We start from the raw sequence: 18,956 nt of genomic DNA, 5'->3' as shown, positions 1-18,956 counted from the left end.
TGCGATAAGGACATTGCATGCGAGTGATTGCAGCAAAACGAATTTGGGAAGCCAAAGCACAATGGCCGCAATCGGCGAGCGCACTGGATGAGTGGTATCGCAAGATCAAAGTCCTCAGCCCTGAAGACTTCGCCGCGTTGAGGTCGTTTTTCCCCGCCACCGACAAGGTGGGTTCGTTTCATGTTTTCAATATAGGTGGTAACAAACTGCGGTTGATCGCCGTGGTGCGTTACCGGGTACAGCGCCTCTACATCCGTCATGTGCTGGATCACCGTGACTATGACAAGGGCAAATGGAAGGAATCAGCACCATGTACGCATTGGTCGAACAGGCAGCAGAGCATTGGCAATTCGTGGCGCCGCTGCTGCGCAAACCGAAAAACGAAGCCGATTACGACGGGCTGGTCGCCGCCCTTGATACGTTGACCGACTTGATAGGCGATGATGAGACCAACCCCTTGATGAGCCTGGTGGACATCATCGGTGACTGGGTTGAGGCTTACGACCTAGAGCATCGACCGATGCCCAAGGTCAGCGGCGTCGATGTGCTGCGCTCGGTGATGCAGGAACACGGGCTGACGCAAAGCGATTTGCCAGGTGTCGGCACCCAGTCTGTGGTGTCCGAAATCCTCAGCGGTAAACGCCAGCTCAACGTACGGCAGATTCGCTGGCTGGCCGATTACTTCAAAGTGCCTGTGGATATGTTTATCTGAGGCTGACGGCGTGCGCCACGCTGTGGCTGGTATGTGGGCCGACGACTGGCGACCAGCCTCGGTTCTGTGGGAGCGGGCAAAACCGGCAACAGTATATTTACCGGTTTTGCATCACGACGAGCAGCTGATTTCCAGATGCTTGCCCCACTCCGGCGGGCGTTCGGCGTAGCCTTCCATGCCCGGTTGTTCGGTGAACGGTTGGGTCAATACCGTGTGCAAGCGTTGCACTTCGCTGTAATCCCCGGCCTCAGCCGCATCGATGGCCTTTTGTGCCAGGTAGTTGCGCAGGATATACAGCGGGTTGACCGCGTGCATGCGCTCACGCCGGACGCTTTCATCGCTTGCGCCGTCTCGGGCAACCCGGGCCACGTACTGCGCGGCCCATTCGTCAAAACCCTTGAGATCGACAAATTCGTCTCGCAGCCGTGCTACTGCCTGTTCTGCCGGGAGGTCCCCCAGGCGCCGGAAAAACAGGTTGTAGTCGACGCTGCTGCCTTGCATCTTTTGCAGCAAGGTTTCGACCAGGTGTTGATCGGTGTCTTCGGCACTGGTCAGACCCAATCGACGGCGCATCAGGTCGAGGTAGTGGGCCTGGTACAGCGGCAAGAAAAGCCCCAGGGTTTCGCGCAAGGCTTCAACGCTGATAAACGGCGTCAATGCCTGGGCCAGGGCACTCAGATTCCACTGGCCGATCGGCACCTGGTTGCTGAAGGAGTAACGCCCTTCATGGTCGGAATGGTTGCAGATGAAGTTGGCGTCGAAGTCGTCGAGGAAGGCGAACGGACCGAAGTCAAAGGTGATGCCCAGGATCGACATGTTGTCGGTGTTCATTACACCGTGACAAAACCCGTAGGCCTGCCACTTGGCGATCAGTTCAGCGTTGCGTTCGACGATTTCGCGAAACATGGCCAGATAGGGTTCGGGTTGCTCCAGGCACTCGGGGAAGTGCATCGCCAGCACATGCTCACCCAATAGCTTTTGCTGCTCGGGGCGCTTGGTGTAGTAGAAATACTCGAAGTGCCCGAAGCGTATATGGCTGGGTGCCAGGCGCAGCACCATGGCGGCGCGCTCCTGGGTTTCGCGCCACACCGGGGTGTCGGAGGCGATCACACACAGGGCTCGGCTGCTGGGGATGCCCAGTGCATGCAGTGCCTCGCTGGCGAGAAACTCGCGGATCGAGGAGCGCAGTACGGCGCGGCCATCACCCATGCGCGAATAAGGGGTCATGCCGGCGCCCTTGAGGTGCAGGTCCCAGTGCTCGCCCGCGTCGTTATACACCTCACCCAGCAGTAACCCGCGGCCATCGCCCAGTTGCGGATTGTAAGAACCGAACTGATGACCGGAATAGACCATCGCCCGAGGCTCGGCGTTGGCCCACAGGGTATGGCCACCAAACAGTTGCGCAAATACAGGGTCTTGGGTGACAGCGGGGTCGAGGTCGAGCAGTGCCAGGGCGGCGTCGCTGGCGACCACGACACGCGGTGCGTCGATGGGCTCAGGCAGCACATGGGTCGAGAAGGCATCACCCAGGCGGGCAAAGCGGTTATCAAAAGTCAGTTCGTCGAGGGCTTTCAATGACCGTCTCCAGTGAACAGTGGCGGATCGTGGCAGCGGGCTTGCCCGCGACGGCATCAACGGGCTTGGTTGGTTAAACCGATTCGTTTGCATCGCAGACAAGCCAGCTCCCACAGAGGTTGCATCGGACTTGCGTCAGTCGAGCTTGCCCAACTGCGGCTTTTGCGGTGGTGGTGTCGGCTCGGGCGGGACTTCCGGCCCAACGGGCACCAGTTTGTATTCTTGCCCCTGCAGGTTCTTGAGGTACACCTCCATCTGCTGGAAGGAGATGTTGATGTGGTGGTTCTTGAACTCGCGGTTGATAAAGCGGTTGACCTCGTCGATCACCGGGTTGCGGTCGCCCAGGTCGCGTACGTGCATGCGCAGTTCGTGGTCGAGAGTGCTTTGGCCGAAGTTGAGGAAGTACACGTGGGGCTCCGGGTCTTTGAGCACCCGCGGGTTCTCTTGCGCAGCCTTGAGCAGCAACTGCTTGACCAGGTCGAGATCGGAGCCGTAATCGACGCCCAGCTTCAGGGTCACACGGGTGATGGTGTCCGTCAGCGACCAGTTGATCAGTTGCCCGGTAATAAAGGTCTTGTTCGGGACGATGATGTCTTTGCGGTCGAAGTCGGTGATGGTGGTGGCCCGGATGCGGATCTTGCTCACGGTACCTGACAGATTGCCGATGGTGATGGTGTCGCCGATCCGTACCGGGCGTTCGAACAGGATCATGATCCCGGAAATAAAGTTGGCGAAGATTTCCTGCATGCCGAAGCCCAGGCCTACCGACAGTGCCGCAACCAGCCATTGCAACTTGTCCCAGCTCACGCCCAGTGTCGACAGGGTGGAGACAAAGCCTACGCCGATGATCACGTAGGTCAGCAGGGTCGTAGTTGCGTAAGCACTGCCCTGGCCCAGATCAAGGCGCGACAGCACCAGCACCTCCAGCAGGCCGGGCAAGTTACGCGCCAGCGCGATGCTGATGCCGATGATGACCAGCGCACCTATCACGTCGCCGATGCTGATGGGCACCATGCTCATATTGGCGCCGGTACCGCTGGTATATTCGTAGAGGGTGATGTTGTCCAGGTAGGAAAAAACCGAGATCAAGTCAGCCCACACCCAGTACAGAATGCCGATAAAGCCAGCCAGCAGGGCCAGGCGGATCAGGCGCAGGGACTGTTGGTTGACCTGTTCGATGTCCAGGGTCGGCTCTTCGATAATCGTATCGTTGCCTTCGCCTGCTTCCTTGGCGGCCTGGCGTTTGGCCAGTGCACGCTGGTAGGCCAGGCGCCGTGCCGCTACTGCCAGGCCACGGACAAACGCCGCTTCGACCACCAGCCAGAGCATCAGCAGATAGAGGGTATTGATCAGGCGGTCGCTGAGCTTGAGCGCGGTGTAGTAGTAGCCAAAACACACCGCCACAAACAGCGCCAGCGGCAGCAGGGCGAAGGCAAAACCGAGCAACTTGCGCAGGCGATAGGCTTTTGTTGCTGTTTCAAAGTCGTTGAGCAACAGGCGGCAGAGCAGCCAGGCCATGGCCGCATAGCAACTGAGCACCACCAGAATACCCAGGACATCGTCGGCCAGCGCAGCCGGTTGTTGCTCGGCAAAGGCGACGACGGCCACCAGGGCCAGGACCACAAAACCGAGTTTGCGGATCCAGTTCTGCAAGAACGCGACCAACGGTTTTTCCCAGCGAAAATGCAGTTCGGCCACGCCACCCGGCGCCAGAATCCGGTAAGCGGTGTAGAACACCAGCCAGGCCTCGGCCATCTGAATCAACGCCGCGCCCGTATTGGCATTCATGCCCCGGGCATCGGTTTGCAAGGCGTAGCCGCACAAGGCCAGCGCCAATGAAATGGGCATCGCCAGCAAGATGTTGATCAATATTGCCAGCGGCGTGTGCCATTGGCTGTCACGCTTGAAGTGACCGATGTCCTGATGGATCTTGTTCAATTTGCTGTAGAGGTAGCGACGTTTCCACAGCAGCGCCACGACCACCAGCAAAAACGGCAAGAACAGCAGGGGACGTTGCACCAGGCCTTCTGCCAGTTCACTGACGCTGGAACCCCAGGGCAGGGTGGTGATTTGCTGCTCAAGCTGGCGCGGTGCGGTTTCCAGCCATTCCAGATCCAGCGGCTTGTTGCTGGGGATCCAGAACATTTGCTCATCCAGCGTGGCGCGCAGGCTTTGGGCGGTGCTGAGCAGTTGTTTCTGGTTCAGTTGCAGGGTGATCGATTCGTTGAGCAGCGAGCTTAGTTCGCGGTTCAGGCGGTCCAGCAGATCGCTGCGGGTGTTGACCAGTTCGAGCAGGGTTTTGCGCAGTTGCGGTGTGACCTGGTCGGCAGGCTGGGTGGACAGCAGGTTGTCGACGTAAGTCGTGGGGTTGCTGATCAACTCGCGCTGCTGGTTGATTTCAAACTGGTACAGACGGATATCGGCGATTTCGTCTGCCAGATTCTTGTCCATTTTTTGCAGGCGCGGCAGGGCTTGCTTCTGCTTATAAAGTATCTTGGACAGCAACAAACTGCCCTTGAGCACGTTGATCTGCTCATCCAGGGCCTGGTCGCTCTGGGTAACGTTGTCCAGTTGTTGCTTTGTTTGCAGATTCTGCTGGGTCACCTCGTTGAGGCGATCGGTGCTGCGCAACAGGTAGTCGGAGAGCTTGAGGTTGATCGCGCTTTCGGTCGCCAGCAGGCTGCTGCTGCCGGACTTTTTCGCCTCGATGGATTGCTCGGTCACGGTCTGCTGCGACTGGGCCAGGCGCTTTTGATTGATCAGGGTTTGCAGGTCCTGGATTTCCTGGTCCTGGCGCGTGGTTTTTTCCAGCAGCAGGTCGTGCTGGCTGCCGCTCAGATCTTGCAACAGGCTGTTGCCAGCCAGTTCCTGGCGGCGCAGGGCAATCAGTGCGTTAAGCGAGGCGGCTTCGGCGTTGAGCTGGTTGCGCTGATCGGGGGTAAGCAACTTGCCATTGTCGCGTCCTGTTTTCAGGGTGGTGTTGATCTGCTGGATACGGGTCTGGCTGTTGCTGATCTCGGCCTGGGCCCGCTCGGGTCGGGTCTGCGCGGCAATGCTTTGGCTGTTGGCGATAGCCAGGGCTTTTTGCAGCTCGCCCTGTTGCGTGGTGCGTTCCGCCAGCAGTTGTTCCAGCTGCTGCACGGACAGCTCGCTGTAGCGCTGGGCTACGGGTATGGGTTTGCTGGCCTTGATTTTGGCCAGTTCGCGCTGGTTTTCGGCAGTCTGGCGAGGGGCATCGTTGATCTGTTGTTTGACGTCGTTCAGGCGCTGTTCGTAATCGGCTTTGCTGTCGAGCAGGGTCAGGGTCTGCTGGAGCACCGCCTGCAGGGCTTTTTGGTCGGCGTCCGGCAGTTTGCGCTCGGCAATTTTGTCCAGGCTTTGCTGCACCGCTTCGGCGGTAGGCGGGTCGGCAGCCTGAAGCGTGCCGACACAAAGGCTCAGGCCGAGCAGGACGGTGGCGATGAACGTGCGCAGAGTTGGCATAGATACCGGTCAGACAAGGGCGGAAAGTTGGAGTTTAGAGGAACAGCCCCGGGCCCGGTGCACTTCCTTCGGGGAATCTGACGCCCACTTTGGCGATCTTGTTCCCTTCCATCATCGCAACCGTCCAGATGGTGTTGTTCCACTCCACCTGGTCGCCGACCACCGGCGCGCCGCCGACCTTGTGGGCAATGAAGCTGCTCAGTGAGGTGTTCGGGTCGATGCCGTCCAGCTTCAGGCCGTACAAGGCGGCCACAGCGCCCAGCTGGGCGTCGCCCTCGAGCACGAAGTCGCCGAAGAAACGCAGGTCCAGGCCACGGCTCGGGGGCTGGCTGAACAATTTGCCCAGGGCAGGCAAGTCGTGTTCGTGGCCGATGACGCAGAGCAGGTCACCCACTTCAAGCGTGGTACTACCCGACGGATGGAGCAGTTTTTTATCGCGAAACAGGGCGGCGATACGGGTGCCGTCGGGCATTTTCAGTTCACGCAGGGCCGCACCGATGCACCAGTTTTGTGCGTCGAGGCGATAAACAAAGAGTTCCCACTCGCTGGTGACATGCACTTCAAGGGCTGAACGGGACACGGGGGCCAGATCAGGCGGTACGGTCACCTTGAGCAGCTTGGCGACCCACGGCAGGCTGGTGCCTTGCACCAGAAGAGATACCAGCACGATAAAGAATGCCAGGTTGAAATACAGCTGCGCATTGGGCAGCCCGGCCATCAACGGGAACACCGCCAGAATGATCGGCACCGCACCGCGCAGGCCTACCCATGAGATAAAGGCTTTTTCGCGTCCATGGAAGGCTTTGAAAGGTAGCAGCCCCACTACCACTGACAGCGGGCGGGCAAACAGAATCATCCACAGGGCCAGTGCCAGTGCTGGAATGGCGATGGGCAACAGATCGTGTGGCGTGACCAGCAAGCCCAGCACCAGGAACATGCCAATCTGGGCCAGCCAGGCCATGCCGTCGAGCATATGCAAAATGCCATGACGGCTGCGGATCGGACTGTTGCCAATCACCAGGCCGCACAGGTAGACCGCGAGAAAGCCGCTGCCGTGCAGGGCGTTGGTCAGGGAAAAGACCACCAGCCCGCCTGCGATCACCAGAATCGGGTACAGGCCGTTGGCCAGGTTGATACGGTTGACCATTTGCAGCATTAGCCAGCCGCCTGCCAGACCGACCGTGCCGCCGATGGCAAATTCACGCACCAGGTTGAGCAACAGGCTCCAGTGCAGGCCTGTTTCACCGCTGGCGAGCATGTCGATCAGGGTGACGGTGAGGAATACCGCCATCGGGTCGTTGCTGCCGGACTCGATTTCGAGGCTGGCTGAAACCCGCTCGTTCAGGCCTTTGCCACCCAGCAGCGAGAACACTGCGGCGGCATCGGTGGAGCCGACAATGGCGCCAACCAGCAGACCCTGGATCAAGTTGAGATTAAACAGCCAGGCGGCCATCAGCCCGGTCAGCCCCGTGGTGATCATCACCCCCACCGTGGCCAGCGATAACGCGGGCCATAACGCCACGCGAAAACTGGAAACCCGGGTGCGCAAGCCGCCGTCGAGCAAAATCACCGCCAGAGCGAGGTTGCCCACCAGATAGGCCGTGGGGTAGTTGTCAAAAATGATGCCGCCGCCATCGACACCTGCGGTCATGCCCACCGCAAGGATGATGACCAGTATCGGGATGCCCAGGCGCGAGGACAGAGAACTTACCAGGATGCTTGCGCCTACCAGCAACGCGCCGATCAAGAACAGGCTGTTGATGGTCGTCGCATTCAAAGGCAGTACTCCAGAAAGCTAAAAAAGACAGGGCGCAGACCTGGCATGCAGCCTGCGTGCCATCGATTCTAACCTGCGCCATTGGCGGGCTGTCAAAAAAGGTTTTGAATGGATTACACCCTGGAGGTGTTTGGGCCTGCCGAGTAGGACTGAAGGCCTTTCTTACAAAAAAATGGGATTTTCACTGCATTTTTATATTAGGTAAATTGTGTGTACTGCGGCCTCCCACTTGCGCACGGACATGACATGAACCCTGCTACTGAGGCTGGCAACAGGCTATCGAAGACAACACCGTGGTGTGACGACAAACGAATCAACCTTTATGTCGTGTCTGTCAGCAAGTTTCTGCTGCTGTATGGGCTTACGGCAGGCGGGTACATGGTCTATTGGTCATATCGCAACTGGGCGTCCTACAAAGCGGAAACCGGGGCGCCGATCGCGCCGTTGCTGCGCGCTGCGCTCTGGCCATTTTTTATCCTGCCGCTGTTTGAAGTGGTTCAGAACGGCCTCGACAGGACAGGGCGCTGCTATTTTTGGCAACCCGAGACCAGAGGCCTGCTCATTATGCTGCTGGTCATGTTCTCGGTGCTGGTGTCCACGCTGTTTACCCGGCCCGCGGATGCGGTCTATGTGTTGTTCACCAATGCAGTACTGATCACCGGTTGTTGTGCAATGCTGGTGGCGGCCCAGCGCGCAATCAATATGCTGGCGGGTGACCCGCAGGGCAGCGTCAACAAGGCCCTGAGCTGCGCTAATTTTGCCTGGATGGTGGCCGGCACGTTGTTGATGGCCGTCGTTGGCTATATGGAATTCATGAGCCAACGTTGATTTCATGGCGTAAAAAAACCGGGCAACCCTTTCGGGTGCCCGGTTTTTTATTGCCCGATCACATCCTCAACCGATGGTCATCAGGCTTGCGTTGCCACCCGCAGCAGCGGTGTTGACGCTCAGTGCGCGCTCGATCACCAGGCGTTCCAGGGCGATATTGGTTTCGCCCTGGGACAGGCCCTGTACGCCAACGATGGCGCCTGCGCGTTGTGCCACTTGCTGGCACACGTCACGCAACTGGTCACAGTCGCCGTGGTGCAGGACGGCGTCGAAGATCACTTCGTCCTTGGTCCAGTCCGCGACCAGTGTGATGCGTGGCTGCACCTCTGCAGGCAGGCGGGCCAGCAGGGCCTTGGCCAGTTCACTTTGCGGCAGTACCGCCGAGCTGCCCACGGCCAGAACGGCAGCCAGTTGGGTCAGCAGGTCGCTTTCAACTTCAGCCAGGCACAGCACATGTTCACGCGGCAGAATGGCGTAGCTGTTGCGTTCGCCGGTCGGGCCGTTGAGCAGGCGCGTGATGCCACTTTGCGAGTGTGCAGCGTACTCGGTGCACAGCTCGGCCAGTGCTGGTTGCTGGTTGCTGGTTGCCCAGGCTTGCAGGGCGCTGAGCGGTTTGCTCATGGCCTCGCGGGCCTGGGTGTCCGGTGCGGTCACGGCATCGACCTTGGCGAACGATTGCTCGATTGCATTGCCCGGGCGGGTCGACAGCAGGCGGTACAGGTACAGCGGGCCACCGGCTTTCGGGCCGGTACCCGACAGGCCTTCACCGCCGAACGGTTGCACGCCGACCACCGCACCAACGATGTTGCGGTTGACGTAGACGTTACCGGCGTTGACGTTATTGACCACCTTGGCAATGGTTTCGTCGATACGGGTATGCACGCCCAGTGTCAGGCCATAACCCGAAGCGTTGATCTGTGCGATCAACTGGTCGATGTCTTTGCGCTTGTAGCGCACCACGTGCAGCACCGGCCCGAAGATCTCGCGTTCCAGCTCGTCAAAGCTTTCCAGTTCAATCAGGGTCGGCATGACAAAGGTGCCGCGTTTGCATTCTTCGCTATCGGCGATGGCCATCTGGTACACAGAGCGGCCCTTGTCGCGCATGCCCTGGATATGCTGCTCGATCCCGGCCTTGGCTTCGGCGTCGATCACCGGGCCGATGTCCACGTTCAAGCGCTCGGGGTTGCCCATGCGCGATTCGGCCATGGCACCTTTGAGCATTTCGATGACGCGATCTGCCGAGTCCTCTTGCAGGCACAGTACCCGCAGTGCCGAGCAACGTTGACCGGCGCTGTCGAAGGCCGAAGACACCACGTCGATAACCACTTGCTCGGTCAGGGCCGAAGAGTCGACGATCATGGCGTTCTGGCCGCCAGTTTCGGCGATCAGCGGGATAGGGCGGCCCTGGGCATCCAGGCGACCGGCAATATTGCGTTGCAGCAGGCGGGCCACTTCGGTGGAGCCGGTGAACATTACGCCTTTGACGCGATCATCACCCACCAGGCGTGCGCCGACGGTTTCGCCGCGGCCAGGCAGCAATTGCAGCACGCCTTGCGGGATGCCAGCTTCGAGCAGGATGCGTACGGCTTGTGCGGCAACCAGCGGGGTTTGCTCGGCAGGCTTGGCCAGTACCGGGTTACCGGCAGCCAATGCTGCAGCCACCTGGCCGCTGAAGATGGCCAGCGGGAAGTTCCACGGGCTGATGCAGACCACCGGGCCCAGCGGGCGGTGGGCATCGTTGGTGAAGTCGTTACGGGCCTGCACCGCGTAGTAGCGCAGGAAGTCCACTGCTTCGCGCACTTCGGCGATAGCGTTGGCGAAGGTCTTGCCAGCTTCACGGGCCAGCAGGCCCATCAGTGGCTGGATCTCGCCTTCCATCAGGTCGGCGGCGCGCTCCAGGATCGCAGCGCGCTCGGCGGGCGGGGTGGCCTGCCAGATCGGTGCGGCGCTCAGGGCACACTGGATAGCGTTATCGGCGTCTTCAACGGTGGCTTCTTGTACATGACCCACCACGTCACGCAGGTCGGCCGGGTTGAGCACCGCCGCCGGCGCTTCGTTGCTGGAGTCACAACCGAGCATCGGCGCGGCTTTCCAGTCGTTATGGGCCGTGGCCAGCAAGGCGCAGGACAACGACGCCAAGCGGTGTTCGTTGGACATGTCGATGCCGCTGGAGTTGGCGCGTTCGCTGCCATACAGATCACGCGGCAACGGGATGCGCGGGTGCGGCAAGCCGAAGCCGCCTTCGGTCGTGGCCATTTGTTCAATCTGGCTGACCGGATCGGCCACCAACTCGTGGATTGCGATAGTGTGGTCGGCGATACGGTTAACGAACGAGGTGTTCGCGCCGTTTTCCAGCAGGCGTCGCACCAGGTAAGCCAGCAGTGTTTCGTGGGTACCCACTGGGGCGTACACACGGCACGGACGGTTCAGCTTGCCTTCGGCAACCTTGCCTACAACCTGTTCGTAGAGGGGTTCACCCATGCCGTGCAGGCACTGGAACTCGTACTGACCCGGGTAGTAGTTTTGACCGGCAATGTGATAAATCGCCGACAGCGTTTGGGCGTTGTGGGTGGCGAATTGCGGGTAGATGGCTTCTGGTACGGCCAGCAGCTTTTTCGCACAAGCGAGGTAGGACACGTCGGTGTACACCTTGCGGGTGTAGACCGGATAGCCTTCCAGGCCTTCGACTTGGGCGCGTTTGATTTCACTGTCCCAGTACGCGCCCTTCACCAGGCGGATCATCAGGCGATGACGACTGCGGCGAGCCAGGTCGATCACGTAGTCGATCACATACGGGCAGCGCTTCTGGTAAGCCTGAATCACGAAGCCGATGCCGTTCCAGCCAGCCAGCTGCGGCTCGAAGCACAGGCGCTCGAGCAGGTCGAGAGAGATTTCCAGGCGGTCTGCTTCTTCGGCGTCGATATTGAGACCGATGTCATACTTCTTGGCCAGCAAGGTCAGCGACAACAGGCGCGGGTACAGCTCGTCCATCACGCGTTCGTACTGGGCGCGGCTGTAGCGCGGGTGCAGGGCCGACAGCTTGATGGAAATGCCCGGGCCTTCATAGATGCCGCGACCGTGGGAGGCTTTGCCAATCGAGTGGATGGCTTGCTCGTAGGACGCGAGGTACTTTTGTGCGTCATGTTCGGTGAGTGCGGCTTCGCCGAGCATGTCGTAGGAATAACGGAAGCCCTTGGCTTCAAAGCGCGTGGCGTTGGCCAGGGCTTCGGCGATGGTTTCGCCGGTGACAAACTGCTCGCCCATCAGGCGCATGGCCATGTCGACGCCCTTGCGGATCATCGGCTCGCCGCTCTTGCCGATAATGCGGCTCAGGGAGGAGGTCAGGCCTGCTTCGTTGTGCGTCGACACCAGCTTGCCGGTCAGCAACAGACCCCAGGTCGCAGCGTTGACGAACAGCGACGGGCTGTTGCCCAGGTGCGGGTGCCAGTTGCCAGTGCTGATCTTGTCGCGAATAAGGGCGTCGCGGGTGCCTTTGTCCGGGATACGCAGCAGCGCCTCAGCCAGGCACATCAGGGCCACGCCCTCCTGGGACGACAGGGAAAACTCCTGCAGCAAGCCCTGCACGATACCGGCACGGCCGCCGGCGCTCTTCTGGTTGCGCAATTTTTCGGCAATCGAGGCCGCCAGGGTTTGCGTGGCTTCGGCCATAGGGGCTGGCAGTCGCGCCTGCTCCAGCAGCATGGGCACTACTTCAGGTTCCGGGCGACGGTACGCCGAAGTAATGGCAGCGCGCAGTACGGACTGCGGCAGGATGCTTTCTGCGAACTCCAGGAAGCATTGATGCGCGTGGTCGGCTTGTACTTCGTCGGCGTCATCGCTGGCAGAACCAGGGATACCGCTCAACTCGGTCAGGGTTGCACCACCCTCGAGTTTTTCCAGGTAATTGAAGATTGCCTGCTTGATCAGCCAATGTGGCGTGCGATCAATCGAGGTCGCGGCGGCCTTGAGGCGCTCGCGGGTCGGGTCATCAAGTTTGACCCCAAGGGTGGTGGTAGCCATTTTTTTATCCTCATGGGTGCCACATTTGCGTGGCAGCAGCTGGCGGCAAGATTAGCGCTGCGCCGAAACGGGTGCAACTAGGTGCAACCCGTTTTTTTGTGGATTGGTCGACGCTTCGTCAGGAATATTCAGGCGGGGTGAAATCAGTGCCCTGGTGTGGTGCTTTCTGTTTGGTTTGGTAGGGTCTTTGCTCCGAAAAGGCGCAAAAACTCCGAATTGAGACGAAAAGGCGACAAGGTGCAACTTGGCTCGCAGAAACTGGTTGCACCCGATTTGCTTTGTTGCATAGCATTCGCGCCCAAGGTGCAACCTCCTACAGAAGATTGGTTCATCGGCTGATGGATTTCCTGGGGAAACATCAGTCATAAATGCGCGGCAGGGTTAATCGTCTCAAACAGGACGTTTGTGAGCGTACGGCCAGACCGCCGCTAAACATAAAAACAATGCCAGGGCTTTATCAATGAGTGTTAGTAACCCAACCCTGATCACGTTCGTGATCTATATTGCGGCAATGGTGCTGATTGGCCTGATGGCTTATCGCTCCACCAACAACCTTTCTGACTATATTCTCGGTGGCCGTAGCCTGGGCAGCGTTGTCACTGCATTGTCCGCCGGTGCCTCCGACATGAGCGGCTGGTTGTTGATGGGTTTGCCGGGTGCGATCTACATGTCCGGCTTGTCGGAAAGCTGGATCGCCATCGGTCTGGTGACCGGCGCTTACCTGAACTGGCTGTTTGTTGCCGGTCGCCTGCGGGTACAGACCGAGCACAACGGTGATGCGCTGACCTTGCCGGATTACTTCTCCAGCCGTTTTGAAGACAAAAGCGGTTTGCTGCGGATCATCTCGGCCATCGTGATTCTGGTGTTCTTCACCATCTACTGCGCTTCCGGCATTGTGGCCGGCGCCCGCCTGTTCGAAAGCACCTTCGGCATGTCTTACGAATCCGCCTTGTGGGCCGGTGCTGCGGCGACCATCGCCTATACCTTTATCGGTGGGTTCCTGGCAGTGAGCTGGACCGACACGGTTCAAGCCACCCTGATGATCTTCGCGCTGATCCTGACGCCTATCATCGTGCTGCTGGCCACGGGTGGCGTAGACACCACGTTCCTGGCCATCGAGGCCAACGACCCAAGCAACTTCGACATGCTCAAGGGCACGTCCTTCATCGGCATCATCTCGCTGATGGGCTGGGGTCTGGGTTACTTCGGTCAACCGCACATTCTGGCGCGTTTCATGGCCGCTGATTCGGTCAAGTCGATCGCCAAGGCGCGTCGCATCTCCATGACCTGGATGATCCTGTGCCTGGCCGGTACGGTCGCTGTAGGCTTCTTCGGTATCGCTTACTTCTCGGCACACCCTGAAGTGGCCGGGCCGGTGACCGAAAACCCAGAGCGCGTATTCATTGAACTGGCCAAGCTGCTGTTCAACCCGTGGATTGCCGGTGTGCTGCTGTCGGCCATTCTGGCTGCGGTCATGAGTACCCTGAGCTGCCAGTTGCTGGTGTGCTCCAGTGCCCTGACCGAAGACTTCTACAAGTCCTTCCTGCGTAAAAATGCCTCCCAGCTGGAACTGGTATGGGTTGGCCGGATCATGGTGCTGGTGGTTGCACTGATCGCCATTGCACTGGCCTCCAACCCGGAGAACCGTGTGCTGGGTCTGGTGAGCTACGCGTGGGCAGGTTTCGGTGCTGCGTTCGGTCCAGTAGTACTGATCTCTGTACTGTGGAAAGGCATGACCCGTAATGGTGCATTGGCCGGTATTCTGGTCGGTGCCATTACCGTGATCGTGTGGAAGCATTTCGCCTTGTTTGGCCTGTACGAAATCATCCCGGGCTTTATCCTGGGCAGCCTGGCCATTGTGCTGGCAAGCCTTGCGGGCAAAGGCCCAAGCAAAGGCATGATCGAGCGTTTCGACGCTGCTGAAAAAGACTTCCAGCAAAACAGCTGATCAGAGAAGCGCTTGCGCTGACCTTGAAGTGTTCAAAAACGGCCCGTCTCCAGGTGAGACGGGCCGTTTTTTTTGCCTGGGCGTTGCTCACCGTATCTCGGAAAAAACGCCCGCGACCTGACGTCAGGTTGCGTACAAGGTAAACTTCGCCTCCTGCGCAGGAGCAACCATGAACTATCGTCACGCCTTCCACGCCGGCAACCACGCCGACGTCTTCAAACATATCGTCTTGACCCGCCTCATCGCCCTGATGTCGCGCAAAGAGCAGCCTTTTGCCTATCTCGATACCCACGCCGGTATTGGTCTGTACGACCTCAAGGGCGATCAGGCCAACCGCACGGGCGAGTACCTTGAAGGCATTGCACGGTTGTGGGGGCAGAAAGACCTGCCTGCAGTGACTGATGACTACATGCAAGTACTGCGCAAGATGAACCCGGATGGCGAGTTGCGCTATTACCCGGGCTCGCCGGAGTGGGCGCGACGCCTGACCCGTTCCCAGGACCGTGTGCTGTTGAACGAGAAACACCCCGAAGACGGTGTATTGCTCAAAGACAACATGAAGGGTGATCGCCGCGTAGCGGTGCATTTGGGCGAAGGCTGGCATGTGCCGCGTGCTTTGCTGCCGGTGGCTGAGAAGCGTGGCTTGATGCTGATCGACCCGCCGTTCGAGAAACTCGACGAAATGAAGCGCTGCGCCGAATCGTTGAAAGACGCGATCAGTCGCATGCGCCAGACCGTTGTAGCGATCTGGTATCCGATCAAGGACAAGCGCCAGTTGCGTCGTTTCTATCAGGACCTGGCAGGTTCAGGTGCACCGAAGTTGCTGCAGGTGGAGTTGTTCGTGCATCCGCTGGATACGCCCAACAGCCTCAATGGTTCGGGCCTGGCGATCGCCAACCCGCCTTGGGGTCTCGAAGAAGAGCTGCGCGAACTGTTGCCGTGGCTGGCCAAAAAACTGGGTCAAACCCAGGGTGGCTGGCAGATGGAATGGTTGATTGCGGAAAATAGCTGAACACCAATGTGAGAGCGGGCTTGCTCGTGATCGAGGCGAGGCGATGTAACAGAAACACCGAGTCGCTTGCATCGCGAGCAAGCCCGCTCCCACCGTTTTTTTTGTGCTACATCAAATCGGGCAGGTCACACCGGTGCCGCCGATACCGCAATAACCCTGCGGGTTTTTCGCCAGGTACTGCTGGTGGTATGCCTCGGCGAAGTACACCGTTGGTGCCTGGTCGATTTCAGTGGTGATGGTACCCAGCCCGGCCTTGTCCAGTTCCGCCTGGAACACCTTCTTGCTTTCCAGTGCCTGCTCAAGCTGTTCAGGGGTGGTGCAGTAGATCACCGAGCGGTACTGGGTGCCGATGTCGTTGCCCTGGCGCATGCCCTGGGTGGGGTTGTGCAGTTCCCAGAACATGGCCAGCAATTGCTTGTAGCTGACCACTTCCGGTTCGTAGACCACCAGCACCACTTCGGTGTGGCCGGTCAGGCCCGAGCAGACTTCTTCGTAGGTCGGGTTCGGCGTGTAGCCGCCCGCATAGCCCACTACGGTGCTGACTACGCCTTCGCGCTCCCAGAACTTGCGTTCTGCGCCCCAGAAGCAACCCAGGCCAAAAATCGCGAAGTCCACGTTCATCGGGAACGGGCCCAGTAGCGGCTGGCCGGTGACGTAGTGGGTTTCCGGCAGTTGTACGTGAGTGTCACGGCCGGGCAGGGCTTGTTCTTTAGTGGGTAGCACGTTTTTATTCACCAGGATTTCCGAGCGCAAGACCATGTTTCATGTCCTCTCAGTCAGAGTGTAGGAAGTCAGGCTGCTAGTGTGCCCGAGTGTTACGGCGCTGTCAGGCCAGTGGGCCACGCGGGTAGCGTTTGAGTTTTTCTATCAGTTCGCTGCCGGGGATAGGTCGGTCGAACAGATAACCCTGGCCTACATCACAGCGATGGCGGCGCAGGAATGCCAACTGTGCAGCGGTTTCAATGCCCTCGGCAACCACTTTGAGCTTGAGGTTGTGGGCCATGGCAATCACGGCGGAGGTGATTTCCATGTCGTTCTGGTTGTCGGGGATGTCTTTGATAAAGCTGCGGTCGATCTTGATGATGTCGATCGGAAATTTTTTCAAGTAGCTGAGCGATGAGTAGCCGGTGCCGAAATCGTCCATGGCCAGGGTCAGGCCCAGTTTTTTCAGTTGGTCGAGTTGCAGGCGGGTGTCGTCGGTGGCTTCCAGCAGCAAGCCTTCGGTCAGCTCCAGCTCCAGCAGCGCAGCCGGTAACTGTTCTTCCTTGAGGATACTGGCAATCGAGGCAACCAGGTCCGGGTCGGAAAACTGCTTGGGCGACACGTTGATCGCTACTTGCAGACTGCCCAGCCCGGCCAGGCTCAGTTGCCGGCTCATCCGGCACGCCTGGCGGGCGACCCATTTGCCGATAGGGATGATCAGCCCGGTTTCTTCGGCCACGCTGATGAACTGATCGGGGCGGATCATGCCGTTTTTAGGGTGGTTCCAGCGCAGCAGGGCTTCCATGCCCAGCAGTCGTCCGGTACGCAGGCACAGCTTGGGCTGGTAGAACACCTCAAGTTCGTTCTGGGTCAGGGCGCGGCGCAGGTTGTTTTCGACAAACAGTTTGTAGCTGGCTTCGGCATTCAGGGCCTCGGTAAACACCTGCACCTGGTGCTTGCCGCAGGCCTTGGCCTTGTGCAGCGCCAGGCCTGCGTTGCGCATCAGGGTTTGCGGATCCCGGCCATGCAAGGGCGCACAGGCCACTCCTACCGAGCCGGTGACGCTGATCAACTGGTTGTCGACGAACATTGGTTTGTCGAGGGTCATCAACAACTGGCTGGCAATTTGTTGCCCTGTCGCCAGGTCAGTGTCGTCGAGCAAGACCGCAAATTCGTTGCTGGCAAAGCGCGCCAGCCCATCGCTGGCGCTCAGGCTGTTGCGCAGGCGCCGGGCCAGGCTGATCAGCAGCTTGTCGCCGGTCTGGTGGCCAAGGCTGTCATTGATGCGCTTGAAATTGTCGATGTCCACCAGCAACAGACACACAGGGGTGTTGCTGTTGCGGGCGAAGCGTTCGTCGAGGTTGCGGATAAAGGCCGGGCGGTTGCCCAGGTTGGTCAGGTTGTCGGTGTAGGCCAGACGTTCAATGCGCTGCTGCGCCAGCTTGGCTTCGGTGATGTCTTCATAAATGCCGATGTAGTGGGTTAATTCACGGTTGTCGCCATACACCTTGGAAATCGACATCTGGCCCCAGTAGGGTTCCAGGTTTTTGCGCCGGCTCTTGAATTCGCCCTGCCAACTGTTGCCTTTGCTCAGGCTGGAGTGAGCATCGAAGAGCAGTTCGCTGAGGTTTTCCAGGGCAGGCAGCTCGGACAGCTTATGGCCCTGGACTTCCTCGGTGCTGTATTGGGTGATGGCGGTAAAGCTGGGGTTTACGTACTCCACCACGCCGTCGCAGTTGACCAGCAAAAAGGCATTGGCGCTTTGCTCGACGGCGCGCTGGAACAGGTGCAGAGCGTTGGTGGCGGCGCGGCGGTTGTGGTTGTTGATGACTTGGGCAAACTGATCGGCCAGTTCGCCGGCGAAGGCGATTTCGTCCGCTTGCCAGGCGCGGGTTCTGCCGACCTGCTCCAGGCACAGGACGCCCACCACCTGACCGTCGATGCGGATACCTGCATCGAGCATGGCATTGGCTTCGTGCCGGCCCAGGCTTTCCACCAGTTCGCGGGTGCGCGGGTCGCGGCTGGCATTCGGCGCGTCGATCGAACGGCTGGTGTGCAAGGCTTCCAGGTAGTCGGGGAAGTGGCTGGCATCGAAGATGTCTTGCGCGACATGGGCCTGGGTCTCGCGTTCGAACGCCGAAACAGGCAGCAACCGGTTGCCTTCAAGATTCCACAGGCTGGCACCATCGATTTGATAGATATCGCAGGCGCTGCGGGTGATCAGCTCGGCGGCTTCTTGCAGCGAATTGTGCTGGCTGTAGCGATGACGGGCGAGGCGCAGGATCAAGTCCTGCTGGGCACGCACGCGCTCCAGATGCTGAAGTTGATCCGCCTGGGTACGCTGGTTGAGCGCCAGGGCGATCTGCAGGCGGCTGTTTTGTGTTTCAAGTTCGGCTACCGGGGCGGGCGAAGGGCTGGCAGCGCTGTCTTCAATGGCCAGCAGATAGCCGCGTAAAAAATGTCGATTGTGCTGTTTGTAGGCCTCGCCCAGCTCCATCAGGTTCAGTGGGCCCAGGGCGGTGTGCAGGGTGTAATGCACAACGTAGTGGTGGCTGGTCCTGAGCTGATGCTCGATTGCATCGTGCAGGTGATAGCGGGCGCGGGGTTCCATCAGACTGGCGTAGGGCGAGCCAACCAGCGCGCACAAGTCTGCCGCGGGCATGCCGAATTGGCGCTCGCAGTGCGGGTCGAGATAGAGCATGGCCCAGCTGGCTTCATTAAGCCGTTCGAAACGCAGCATGCCGAGCCTGGAAGGTACGGGGAGCTGGGTCACGACCTCGGCTGCCAGGCGCGGGGCAGCATCAGGCTGGCTTTTCATTGGGGCACTCGCTTCACAAATGCGGATTGCGCACGGGCTGTCACCCTGTCTCTGTGGTAGACGGCAAGGTTGCATCATGCT

At 59.5% G+C, this 18,956-nt stretch carries 10 protein-coding genes and 1 pseudogene; 5 read left to right on the top strand and 6 right to left on the bottom strand.

The genetic code is table 11. From position 1 onward, the window contains the following. Nucleotides 1–17: 17 nt before the first annotated feature. Nucleotides 18–302 (top strand): annotated as a pseudogene (locus tag ACP7BE_RS19625) (type II toxin-antitoxin system HigB family toxin); the annotation flags it as partial. Nucleotides 303–310: 8 nt separating this feature from the next. Then, nucleotides 311–712, top strand: a complete 402-nt coding sequence (locus tag ACP7BE_RS19620; RefSeq protein WP_426107110.1) for a helix-turn-helix domain-containing protein — start codon at nt 311–313, stop codon at nt 710–712. 111 nt (nt 713–823) lie between these two features. Here ACP7BE_RS19620 and selO read toward each other — a convergent pair whose 3' ends face one another. From selO to ACP7BE_RS19605, 3 genes are all read right to left on the bottom strand, one after another. Continuing rightward, complete coding sequence (selO, locus tag ACP7BE_RS19615; RefSeq protein WP_095017709.1) at nt 824–2,287, bottom strand: protein adenylyltransferase SelO; 1,464 nt, start codon at nt 2,285–2,287, stop codon at nt 824–826. Between the two features lie 135 nt (nt 2,288–2,422). Next, entirely contained in the window at nt 2,423–5,770 is a 3,348-nt protein-coding gene (gene mscK, locus ACP7BE_RS19610; RefSeq protein WP_095017708.1) for a mechanosensitive channel MscK, read from the bottom strand. A 34-nt stretch (nt 5,771–5,804) separates the two neighbouring features. Then, nucleotides 5,805–7,547: a potassium/proton antiporter gene (locus tag ACP7BE_RS19605; RefSeq protein WP_095000894.1), complete on the bottom strand. Its 1,743-nt coding sequence runs from the start codon at nt 7,545–7,547 to the stop codon at nt 5,805–5,807. A gap of 246 nt (nt 7,548–7,793) precedes the next feature. Between ACP7BE_RS19605 and ACP7BE_RS19600 the strand changes: the two genes are divergently transcribed. Further along, nucleotides 7,794–8,375, top strand: coding sequence for a hypothetical protein (locus ACP7BE_RS19600; protein WP_426106950.1), 582 nt, complete (start codon nt 7,794–7,796; stop codon nt 8,373–8,375). Nucleotides 8,376–8,441: 66 nt separating this feature from the next. On the opposite strand, the gene putA is transcribed toward ACP7BE_RS19600, so the two are convergent. Beyond that, nucleotides 8,442–12,395 carry a trifunctional transcriptional regulator/proline dehydrogenase/L-glutamate gamma-semialdehyde dehydrogenase gene (putA, locus tag ACP7BE_RS19595; protein ID WP_095017706.1) on the bottom strand — a complete coding sequence of 1,318 codons (3,954 nt, stop codon included), beginning with the start codon at nt 12,393–12,395 and terminating at the stop codon, nt 8,442–8,444. A 460-nt stretch (nt 12,396–12,855) separates the two neighbouring features. Here putA and putP point away from each other — a divergent pair, with 460 nt between their 5' ends. Then, nucleotides 12,856–14,343: a sodium/proline symporter PutP gene (putP, locus tag ACP7BE_RS19590; RefSeq protein ID WP_095000897.1), complete on the top strand. Its 1,488-nt coding sequence runs from the start codon at nt 12,856–12,858 to the stop codon at nt 14,341–14,343. A gap of 169 nt (nt 14,344–14,512) precedes the next feature. Further along, nucleotides 14,513–15,355, top strand: a complete 843-nt coding sequence (locus tag ACP7BE_RS19585) for a 23S rRNA (adenine(2030)-N(6))-methyltransferase RlmJ (RefSeq protein ID WP_095017705.1) — start codon at nt 14,513–14,515, stop codon at nt 15,353–15,355. Nucleotides 15,356–15,466: 111 nt separating this feature from the next. On the opposite strand, the gene msrA is transcribed toward ACP7BE_RS19585, so the two are convergent. Further along, nucleotides 15,467–16,114, bottom strand: coding sequence for a peptide-methionine (S)-S-oxide reductase MsrA (gene msrA, locus ACP7BE_RS19580; protein WP_095000899.1), 648 nt, complete (start codon nt 16,112–16,114; stop codon nt 15,467–15,469). Between the two features lie 67 nt (nt 16,115–16,181). Further along, the gene (locus ACP7BE_RS19575) at nt 16,182–18,875 is read right to left on the bottom strand and encodes a sensor domain-containing phosphodiesterase (RefSeq protein WP_426106946.1); all 2,694 of its coding nucleotides are present in this window, start codon (nt 18,873–18,875) and stop codon (nt 16,182–16,184) included. Nucleotides 18,876–18,956: the final 81 nt, after the last annotated feature.

The sequence above is a fragment of the Pseudomonas sp. TWR1-1-3 genome (assembly GCF_049896805.1).
GTDB classification, from domain to species: domain Bacteria; phylum Pseudomonadota; class Gammaproteobacteria; order Pseudomonadales; family Pseudomonadaceae; genus Aquipseudomonas; species Aquipseudomonas bubulae.
This window is presented reverse-complemented; position numbering and strand designations above follow the sequence as displayed.

Excerpts from the sequence above, each read along its gene's own strand:
- ACP7BE_RS19620 (WP_426107110.1), top strand. The coding sequence starts at position 311 with ATGTACGCATTGGTCGAACAGGCAGCAGAGCATTGGCAATTCGTGGCG.
- mscK (WP_095017708.1), bottom strand. The coding sequence starts at position 5,770 with ATGCCAACTCTGCGCACGTTCATCGCCACCGTCCTGCTCGGCCTGAGC.
- ACP7BE_RS19600 (WP_426106950.1), top strand. The coding sequence starts at position 7,794 with ATGAACCCTGCTACTGAGGCTGGCAACAGGCTATCGAAGACAACACCG.
- putA (WP_095017706.1), bottom strand. The coding sequence starts at position 12,395 with ATGGCTACCACCACCCTTGGGGTCAAACTTGATGACCCGACCCGCGAG.
- putP (WP_095000897.1), top strand. The coding sequence starts at position 12,856 with ATGAGTGTTAGTAACCCAACCCTGATCACGTTCGTGATCTATATTGCG.
- ACP7BE_RS19585 (WP_095017705.1), top strand. The coding sequence starts at position 14,513 with ATGAACTATCGTCACGCCTTCCACGCCGGCAACCACGCCGACGTCTTC.
- msrA (WP_095000899.1), bottom strand. The coding sequence starts at position 16,114 with ATGGTCTTGCGCTCGGAAATCCTGGTGAATAAAAACGTGCTACCCACT.
- ACP7BE_RS19575 (WP_426106946.1), bottom strand. The coding sequence starts at position 18,875 with ATGAAAAGCCAGCCTGATGCTGCCCCGCGCCTGGCAGCCGAGGTCGTG.